Source organism: Sphingorhabdus sp., assembly GCF_035329025.1.
Classification (GTDB): Bacteria; Pseudomonadota; Alphaproteobacteria; order Sphingomonadales; family Sphingomonadaceae; genus Sphingorhabdus_B.
In genome coordinates, this window is record NZ_DAOLHN010000028.1 from 36,715 (window position 1) to 45,927 (window position 9,213).

Consider the following 9,213-nt stretch of genomic DNA (forward strand, 5'->3'; position numbering starts at 1 on the left):
AACACGGCCGCACTTTTTCGTTCCGGGCCTGCCTATTTGAACAGGCTGCCCAAAATTCCGCGCACCAAGGATTTGCCGAAACTGCCTGCCAGCTGGCGCCCGACCGAGGTCGCCGCTGACCGTGCGGCCGATTGCACCATCTTTTCCGCCATGCTGGGCTTCGCCGCCTCACGCGCCTGACGCGCGGCTTCGCGGGCAGCCTCTTTGGCAGCTGCTGCTTCTGCCTTGGCTTTTTCCTTGGCGGCGATTGCGTCGAGCTTGGCCTGTTCTTCGGCGGCTTCTGCCGCCTCTGCGGCAGCGGCAGCTTGCGCACCCTTGGCCAGCAGAATCTCCTCGGCGGATTCGCGGTCGATCAGATCGTCATATTTGTCGCCAATCGCGTCGGTCGCGATCATGACGCCCCGCTCCTTGGCGTCGAGCGGGCCTGTGCGCGATGCCGGAGGCTTGATCAGCGTGCGTTCGACCGGCGTCGGCGAACCATCGGCTTGCAGCACCGAGACAAGGGCTTCACCAACCTTCAATTCGGTGATCGCGGTGGTCACATCGACGCCAGGATTGGCGCGGAAGGTCTCCGCCGCCGATTTAACCGCTGCCTGATCACGTGGGGTGAAGGCATTTAATTTGTGCTGAACCCGGTTGTTCAACTGACCTGCCACGGTGTCGGGAATGTCGATCGGGTTCTGCGTAATGAAATAGACGCCGACGCCTTTTGAGCGGATCAGGCGCACAACCTGTTCGATCTTCTCGACCAGCGCTTTCGGTGCGTCACTGAACAGAAGATGCGCCTCGTCGAAAAAGAAAACCAGCTTGGGCTTGTCGGGATCGCCGATTTCTGGAAGCGTTTCAAAAAGTTCGGAAAGCAGCCAGAGCAGGAAGGTTGAATAGAGCTTGGGGCTCTGCATCAGCTTTTCAGCCGACAGGATGTTGATAATCCCGCGCCCCTTGTCATCGCAGGCGATAAAGTCGTCCAGATCGAGTGCGGGCTCGCCGAAGAACCGGTCGCCCCCTTGCGACCGCAATTGCAGAAGTGAACGCTGGATAGAGCCGACGCTCTGCTTGGACACGTTACCATAAGTGGTGGTCATTTCTTCAGCACGCTCGGCGATGTTGACCAGCATGGCCTGCAAATCGTCGAGGTCGAGCAAGAGCAGACCTTCCTTGTCGGCAACATGAAAGGCGATGGTCAGCACGCCTTCCTGAACCTCGTTCAGATCCATCAGCCGCGAAAGCATCAGCGGACCCATTTCGGAAACCGTGGTCCGCACCGGATGGCCATTTTCGCCGAACAGATCCCAGAATTGCACAGGATTGTCCGAATAGACCCATTCGCTGTCGCCGATCTCTTTTGCGCGGTTAACGAAATTTTCGTGGTTCTTCTGCGTGGCGGCACCCGCCATCGCCATGCCGGCAAGGTCGCCCTTCACGTCGGAGACAAAGACGGGAACGCCATTGCGCGAAAAACCTTCTGCCATCACCTGTAGCGTGATGGTTTTACCGGTGCCGGTTGCGCCTGCAATCAGTCCGTGCCGGTTGGCTCTTTTCCAGTTGATAGCCTGACGTGCGCCTTCGGCTGTCGAACCGATAAAAAGGCCTTCTTCGGACATTGAACATGCTCCCGCGAATGATTTCGATTGCATAAGGACAACTACGCCAACCCGTTCAGGTCAAGTAATATCAACTCCTATAACCTTGGATTTATGCGGCAACGCTTTGTCGGATGCGTTGAGTCAACTGGCCGCAAAGCTTGATTGGAGCGCTTTTCCGCGGATGCTTTGCCCGCTAGTCATGTTTTGTAAAATTTCGTGGATTATGGTGTGTGGATGTTTGCTAGAACAGCTTTGATATTGTTGCTGCTTGCGGGCCTTGGCGGCTGCGTTTCGGCACCTGCGAAAGTCCCACCACAGGCCCAGTCCAAACCGCGTGTCATCGTAACCCAGCCGGCACCCCCGCCCGTGCAAAAGCCGACACATCGCCCGGCAGAGCCGGCAAAGTTGGTTCGCGTAACGGTACCTGAGCAGCTGATCGCCGAAATTGATACGGCTTGGCGGCAGTTTCCCGGACGCACCGGTATCGCGGTGCAGAGGATTGACGGTGATTGGGTAACAGGAAAGCGGTTGGGCGAGCTGTTCCCGCAGCAAAGCGTCTCCAAAATGTGGGTGGCAATGACGATCCTCGACCAGATCGACAGCGGCCGCGTTCGCCTTGACCAGAAAGTGCGCATCACAGCATCGGACCTCGCCGTTTTCCACCAACCGATCCGGGATCGCGTGCTCGCCAATGGAGAGATTGAGGAGACGGTTCTGAGCCTCTTGGAGCAGGCGATAACGGCCAGCGACAATACCGCGAATGACAGCCTGCTACGCACCGCAGGCGGGCCTGAAGCTGTGCGCAACTTCATCGAACGCAAGCGGCTGGGCAAAATCCGTTTCGGCCCCGGTGAGCGGCTTTTGCAGAGCCAGATTGCGGGGATGAGTTGGCAGCAGGATTATTCAATTGGCCGGCGTTTCTACACGGCGCGCTCCGCGATTCCGCTGGAACGGCGCAAAGCGGCGCTGGATGCCTATCTGGCTGATCCGGTAGATGGCGCTGCACCTGATGCGATTGCCAGCGCGCTGGCCCGCCTGGCCAAAGGTGAATTGCTTTCACCCGCTTCAACACGCTTGTTGCTGGCGATGATGGAACGCACCAAGAGCGGACCGAACCGTTTGAAAGCAGGTGTCCCGCCCGGCTGGCGTTTCGGTCACAAAACCGGCACCGGACAGGAACTGGATCCGGTTTCAACCGGTTATAACGACATCGGAATCATGACCGCGCCAGATGGCACCCGCTATGCTGTAGTGGTGATGATCGCAAGTACGACTTCGGGCATTCCGTCGCGCATGGCGATGATGCAGGCGGTTTCACGGGCTGTCGCCGCGAACCATCGCTGATCGCTATTGGTTGACCTGATCGGCAAGAGTGGGCGGATCAGCCTGCTCTTCCTCGAGCCGTGCTGCGGCTTCGTCCAGCGCTTTGGCATCTTCGACGGAAACGCCGCCTGGGCCCGGATCGGTAGGCGCCGGGCCGCATGCCGAGAGCAATAGGATCAGTGGAAGGCATGTGCGCATGACTGCGCTGTTACATTTGGCCGTTGGCGGAGGCAAAGAAAAAGGCTGCCCTGCAATGCAGGACAGCCCCTTTCGAATTTAGCTAGAAGCTAAGAAGCTATTACTTGGTTGCTTCTTTTGCAGCGTCGCCAGCAGCCTTAGCGGCATCGCCAGCAGCAGCAGCTGCGTCGCCAGCAGCGGCAGCAGCTTCTTTACCAGCTGCAGCAGCGTCGGTAGCAGCAGCAGCGGCTTCGCCGGTTGCAGCTTCAGCAGCGTCGCCAGCGGCGGCGGCAGCGTCGGTAGCAGCTTCTGCACCTTCAGCAGCTGCATCAGCAGCAGCTTCAGCGCCTTCAGCGGCTTCGGTGGTGGCTTCTTCAGCGCCCGAGCAAGCAGCCAGAGCCATTGCAGAAGCGAGAACGAGAGAAACAGCAATCTTTTTCATGTGGGAAATCCCCCTAACAAAGAACTTCAAAAAACCAGACAAGCAGCATGCGATGTGCATAGCTTGGCTTGCGGCGCCTCCACTAGCGGCTTCAAACATTCAACGCAATCGGCTTTTTTCTACAAAATGCGTAGAGTGCGTCTGTTCGCTCCCATTTGGCGACCAGCGGTTCAAAAATATGTCACAATTGCGCCAATTGACACGATATAAAGAATTCTTTATATGCCATGCCAATGACACCCTTGCTCAACATAATGCGCGCGCTTGCCGATCCGACGCGGATGCGAATCACGCTGTTGATACGGCAATTGGAGCTTTCCGTCAGCGAGGTCGTACAGATTTTGGGGCAAAGCCAGCCGCGCGTATCGCGCCACATCAAGATTTTGGACGAAGCAGGTATCGCGGAGCGCCGCCGTGAAGGGGCATGGGTCTTCCTGCGCCCCGGTCCAATGTTGTCGCACCATGCAATCGAACCCTTGTTCAGCTTGCCGGGCACAGAGGATTCACGCCCGGTATTGCGTGATCTGGCGCGCCTGGAGGAGGTTCGCTCGGCGCGCACCGAAATGGCGGCCACCTATTTTAATGCCCATGCCGAACAATGGGATCAGATCCGCTCGCTGCACATCGCCGAGGCCGAAGTGGAGGCGGCCATGCGCGCACTGCTGGGTGAAGCTCCGGTTGGCCGCGTGCTCGACATCGGTACCGGCACCGGGCGCATGATCGAATTGTTCGCGCGCGATGCCCAACGCTTCGTCGCCCTTGATAACAGTGTGGAGATGTTGCGGCTTGCCCGCGCCAAGCTGGGCGGGATGGAAGATGCCGCAGCGGTGCAGGCGCACACGGAAATCGTGCTCGGCGATTTCAACACCCTGCCCTTCGCCGATGGCAGCTTTGACACCATCCTGTTCCACCAGGTGCTGCATTATGCCCAGCATCCCGAACGGGCTATTGCAGAGGCCGCACGCGTATTGGCCCCGGAAGGACGATTACTGGTCGTCGATTTCGCCGCCCATGATCTCGAAGAACTGCGCAGCGTCCACGCCCATGCCCGCCTCGGCTTCACCGACGAGAGCATGGCACGCGCATTTGCCAGCGCCGGGCTGGTGCCCGCACGCACCGAAACGCTTGCGGGCGGCAAGCTTGCGGTAAAGATATGGCTGGGCCAACGCGGTCAGACCGCAAGCGAATCTCCCAAACTCAGGCCCCCAATTCTTAGGAATGTTGCATGATCTTATCACTCGACCAGATGGCCGAATCGCGCCGTGCGCTTGCCAGCTCGCTATTCGCGGGGCTGCCTGGCGATGCAGAGATCAGCTTCGAATTCTTCCCGCCCAAGACCGAGAAGATGGAAGAGCAATTGTGGGATTCGATCGTGACGCTCGCTCCGCTGGCCCCTCGCTTCGTTTCGGTGACCTATGGTGCGGGCGGATCGACGCGCGAACGGACGCACAATACGGTCGCACGCATTGCCAAGGAAACCAGCATCCCCGCTGCGGCGCACCTCACCTGCGTCGATGCCACGCGTGAGGAGATTGCAGAGGTCGCCAACGCCTATTGGGAAGCAGGCGTGCGCCATATCGTCGCGCTACGCGGCGATCCGCCCAATGCGGGCGGGCAGTTTGAGCCGCACCCGCAAGGCTATGCGAGCGCAGCCGAACTGGTCGAAGGCCTGCGCAAGCTGCGCCCGTTCGAGATTTCGGTGAGCGCTTATCCCGAAACCCACCCCGAAGCGGCGACCGCGCAATCGGATATCGATTTCCTCAAACGCAAATTGGATGCAGGTGCCAGCCGCGCGATCACGCAATTCTTTTTCGAACCCGAAACCTTCTTCCGCTTTCGCGATGCCGTGGCCTCAGCGGGTATCGAAGCCGAGATCGTGCCCGGTATCATGCCTGTTTCCAACTTCGCCGCGATCCAGCGCATGTCCAAAATGACGGGAACTGCAATCCCCGAATGGATGGCGCATCTGTTTGAAGGGCTCGACGATCATCCGTCTGCGCGGCAACTGGTTGCTGCCACAATCTCCGCCGAAATGTGCCGCAGGCTATATGCAGGCGGTGTCCGCCAGTTCCATTTCTATACCTTGAACCGTGCAGAGCTCAGCTATGCCATTTGCCACCTGCTCGGCAAGCGCCCGGTCGAAACCGCGAAGGAAGCCGCAATATGAGCGCCCGCGAAGACTTCACTGCCCGCTGCAAAGAACGCATCCTTGTGTTCGACGGCGGATACGGCACTTCAATCCAGCGCTACAGACTGGAGGAAGCCGATTATCGCGGCGATCTTGATCTCGCGAAGGACCAGAAGGGCAATAACGATCTGCTCTCTATCACCCGGCCCGACATCATCGGCGCGATCCACGATGCCTATCTGGACGCGGGCGCGGACATGATCGAAACCAACACTTTCAGCTCCACCCGCGTGGCGATGGCCGATTATGGCTGTGAGCATCTGGTTCGGCAGATCAATGTCGAAAGCGCCAAGCTCGCCCGCGCCTGTGCCGACAGGGCCGAGGCGAAGGATGGGCTAAAGCGTTTCGTCGCAGGCTCCATCGGCCCGACCAACAAGACGCTTTCCCTCTCGCCCGATGTCAACGATCCCGGCTATCGCGAGGTCGATTTCGACACGCTGAAGGCCGACTATCGCGAGCAATGCGATGCGCTGATTGAAGGCGGGGTCGACTTTCTGCTGATCGAAACGATCTTCGACACGCTCAACGCCAAATGCGCGGCGATGGCAGCGCAGGAGGCGGCGGCGGCCTCGGGCCGCGATGTGCCGCTGATGATCAGCATGACGATCACCGACATGGCGGGCCGCAACCTGTCCGGCCACACGGTACAGGGTTTCTGGAACACCATCCGCCATGTGAAGCCGCTTACTATCGGCCTCAACTGCTCGTTCGGCGCGGATCTGTTGCGGCCTTATCTCTCGGAACTTGCCAAAAATTCCGACGCGCTGGTGATGGCCTATCCCAATGCGGGGCTGCCCAATGAGCTTGGCCAATATGACGAACTGCCCGAGCAGACCGCAAAGCTGATCGAGCAATGGCTCGACGAGGGGCTGGTGAATGTCGTCGGCGGATGCTGCGGCACCACGCCCGCACATATCGCCGCGATTGCCAAAGCCGTCGCCGACCGTGCTCCAAGACAGGTGCCAACCGCGCCAGTGGTAACGCGGCTCGCCGGGCTGGAGCCCTTTGTGATGGCGGCTTAGCGAAGCGTCGCCCCGGCGAAGGCCGGGGCCGCGACAGGTTTAGCCTGCACCCATTGAGAAAACCTCCAACGGCCCCGGCCTTCGCCGGGGCGACGAGTAAGAACAAAATGAACCAGACCGCCAATACCGCCCGCCCCACCGGCTCCTCCTTCGTCAACATCGGCGAACGCACCAACGTCACCGGATCGGCCAAGTTCAAGAAGCTGATCCTCGCCGGGGATTATGAAGCCGCGGTTGAGGTCGCGCGTGATCAGGTCGAAAATGGCGCGCAGATCATCGACGTCAACATGGACGAAGGCCTGCTCGACGCCGAGCTGGCGATGACCACCTTCCTCAAACGCATAGCCGCCGAGCCCGATATCGCGCGCGTGCCGGTGATGATCGACAGTTCCAAATGGAGCGTCATCGAGGCGGGGCTGAAATGCGTTTCGGGCAAACCGGTGGTCAATTCTATCTCGATGAAAGAGGGCGAAGAGGCCTTCCTGCACCACGCACGCCTGTGCATGGCCTATGGCGCGGCCGTGGTCGTAATGGCCTTCGACGAAACCGGGCAGGCGGACACCAAGGAGCGCAAGGTTTCGATCTGCAAGCGCGCTTATGACCTGCTGGTCGGCATCGGCTTCCCGCCCGAGGACATCATCTTCGATCCCAATATCTTCGCGATCGCGACGGGGATCGAAGAGCATAATAATTACGGCGTCGACTTTATCGAGGCGGTCAAGGAACTGCGCGTACTGTGTCCGCATGCGCATTATTCGGGCGGTCTTTCGAACCTGTCTTTCAGTTTCCGTGGCAACGAACCCGTCCGCCGCGCGATGCACAGCATCTTCCTCTACCATGCGATCCCCGCCGGACTCGACATGGCGATCGTCAATGCCGGGCAGCTCGATGTTTATGACACGATCGATCCCGAACTGCGCACCGCCTGCGAAGATGTAATCCTGAACAAGGACCCTGACGCGACCGAGCGGCTGATCGCCCTCGCCGAACGCTATAAGGGCACCGATGCCGCACAGGAAAAGGCCGCCGCCGAATGGCGCGGCTGGTCGGTTGAACGCCGCATCGAACATGCGCTGGTCAAGGGAATCGACGCGCATGTCGTCGAGGATACCGAGGAAGCGCGCCTCGCGATCAAGGAACGCGGCGGTCGCCCGATCGAAGTGATCGAAGGCCCGCTGATGGACGGCATGAATGTCGTCGGCGACCTGTTCGGCAGCGGCAAGATGTTCCTGCCGCAGGTGGTCAAATCCGCGCGCGTGATGAAAAAGGCCGTTGCCCACCTCTTCCCCTATATCGAGGCCGAGAAAGACGAAAACTCCAAGGGCAAGGGCCGGATCATCATGGCCACGGTCAAGGGCGACGTCCACGATATCGGCAAAAATATCGTCGGCGTGGTGCTGCAGTGCAACGGCTTTGAAGTCATCGACCTTGGCGTCATGGTGCCATGGCAGGAAATCCTCAAAAGCGCGGTCGAAAATGACGCCGATATGATTGGCCTGTCCGGCCTGATCACCCCCAGCCTTGATGAAATGGTTACGGTGGCTGAAGAAATGCAGCGGGCTGGCATGACGATGCCGCTGCTGATCGGCGGGGCCACGACGTCAAAAACGCACACAGCGCTGCGCATCGAGCCGGTCTATTCGGGGCCGACGGTACATGTGCTCGACGCCAGCCGCGCGGTGGGTGTGGCCTCCACCTTGGTCAGCGATACACTTGCCGAGAAATTTGTGGCGGATACCCGCTCCGAATATGGCCATATCCGCGACGCGCGCTCGGGCAAGACCGCCAAGCCGCTGGCAACGCTCGAAGAGGCGCGCGCCAATGCCTTTGAAATCGACGAAAGCCTGAAACCCGGTGCACCGCTGCAACCCGGGGTGCATGTTTATGACGACTGGCCGCTCTCCGATCTGCGCGACTATATCGACTGGACGCCCTTCTTCCGCGCCTGGGAATTGCACGGCAATTACCCCGCAATCCTCGAAGACGAAGTGGTCGGCGAAAGCGCACGGCAATTGTTCGCCGACGCACAGGCGATGCTCGACAAGATCGTTTCGGAAAAATGGTTGCGCGCAAAGGGCGTCGCGGGGCTATGGCCTTGTGCACGTGAAGGCGACGATGTTGTCATCTATCTCGACAACGAAGAGCATGTCCGCCTGCCCTTCCTGCGCCAGCAAGTGGCCAAGCGCGAAGGCCGCGCCAATATGTGCCTCGCCGATTTCATCAGCCCCGATGGCGACTGGATCGGCGGTTTTGCTGTCACCACCGGCCATGGCATCGGCACCAAGCTCGCCGAGTTCAAGGCCCATATCGACGATTATTCGGACATCATGCTGAAGGCGCTCGCCGACCGTCTGGCCGAAGCCTTTGCCGAGCGGATGCACGAACATGTCCGCAAGGAACTATGGGGATACGCCCCCGAAGAGCAGCTGACCAACGAAGCGCTGATCCGCGAGCAATATCGCGGCATCCGCCCCG

The 9,213-nt window shown here is 59.7% G+C and carries 8 protein-coding genes; 5 read left to right on the plus strand and 3 right to left on the minus strand.

The features are described 5' to 3' along the window. Positions 1 to 32 precede the first annotated feature (32 nt). A complete protein-coding gene (locus PKC81_RS09425; protein WP_324335422.1) occupies positions 33 to 1,604 on the minus strand; it encodes a helicase HerA-like domain-containing protein in 1,572 nt (523 codons plus the stop codon). 216 nt (positions 1,605 to 1,820) lie between these two features. On the opposite strand from PKC81_RS09425, the gene PKC81_RS09430 reads away from it, so the two are divergent. Further along, positions 1,821 to 2,930, plus strand: a complete 1,110-nt coding sequence (locus PKC81_RS09430; RefSeq protein WP_324335424.1) for a serine hydrolase — start codon at positions 1,821 to 1,823, stop codon at positions 2,928 to 2,930. A 3-nt stretch (positions 2,931 to 2,933) separates the two neighbouring features. Here the strand turns inward: PKC81_RS09430 and PKC81_RS09435 are convergent, their stop codons facing one another. Further along, positions 2,934 to 3,107, minus strand: a complete 174-nt coding sequence (locus PKC81_RS09435; protein WP_324335426.1) for a hypothetical protein — start codon at positions 3,105 to 3,107, stop codon at positions 2,934 to 2,936. A 78-nt stretch (positions 3,108 to 3,185) separates the two neighbouring features. Further along, on the minus strand, positions 3,186 to 3,518 hold the full coding sequence (locus PKC81_RS09440) for a hypothetical protein (protein WP_324335428.1): 333 nt from the start codon (positions 3,516 to 3,518) through the stop codon (positions 3,186 to 3,188). Between the two features lie 237 nt (positions 3,519 to 3,755). On the opposite strand from PKC81_RS09440, the gene PKC81_RS09445 reads away from it, so the two are divergent. The 4 genes from PKC81_RS09445 to metH all read left to right on the plus strand — a co-directional run. Beyond that, on the plus strand, positions 3,756 to 4,757 hold the full coding sequence (locus tag PKC81_RS09445) for a metalloregulator ArsR/SmtB family transcription factor (protein WP_324335429.1): 1,002 nt from the start codon (positions 3,756 to 3,758) through the stop codon (positions 4,755 to 4,757). Further along, complete coding sequence (gene metF / locus PKC81_RS09450; protein WP_324335431.1) at positions 4,754 to 5,695, plus strand: methylenetetrahydrofolate reductase; 942 nt, start codon at positions 4,754 to 4,756, stop codon at positions 5,693 to 5,695. The genes PKC81_RS09445 and metF overlap by 4 nt, the downstream gene beginning before the upstream one ends. Then, positions 5,692 to 6,738, plus strand: a complete 1,047-nt coding sequence (locus PKC81_RS09455) for a homocysteine S-methyltransferase family protein (RefSeq protein ID WP_324335433.1) — start codon at positions 5,692 to 5,694, stop codon at positions 6,736 to 6,738. Before metF ends, PKC81_RS09455 begins: the two co-directional genes overlap by 4 nt. Before the next feature lie 107 nt (positions 6,739 to 6,845). Beyond that, positions 6,846 to 9,213, plus strand: a 2,368-nt coding sequence (metH, locus tag PKC81_RS09460) for a methionine synthase (protein ID WP_324335435.1), incomplete at its 3' end; no start/stop codon positions are given.

What these genes read in the sequence shown, in the direction of transcription:
- PKC81_RS09430 (WP_324335424.1), top strand. Translation starts at nt 1,821, where the DNA reads ATGTTTGCTAGAACAGCTTTGATATTGTTGCTGCTTGCGGGCCTTGGC.
- PKC81_RS09435 (WP_324335426.1), bottom strand. Translation starts at nt 3,107, where the DNA reads ATGCGCACATGCCTTCCACTGATCCTATTGCTCTCGGCATGCGGCCCG.
- PKC81_RS09445 (WP_324335429.1), top strand. Translation starts at nt 3,756, where the DNA reads ATGCCAATGACACCCTTGCTCAACATAATGCGCGCGCTTGCCGATCCG.
- PKC81_RS09425 (WP_324335422.1), bottom strand. Translation starts at nt 1,604, where the DNA reads ATGTCCGAAGAAGGCCTTTTTATCGGTTCGACAGCCGAAGGCGCACGT.
- PKC81_RS09455 (WP_324335433.1), top strand. Translation starts at nt 5,692, where the DNA reads ATGAGCGCCCGCGAAGACTTCACTGCCCGCTGCAAAGAACGCATCCTT.
- metF (WP_324335431.1), top strand. Translation starts at nt 4,754, where the DNA reads ATGATCTTATCACTCGACCAGATGGCCGAATCGCGCCGTGCGCTTGCC.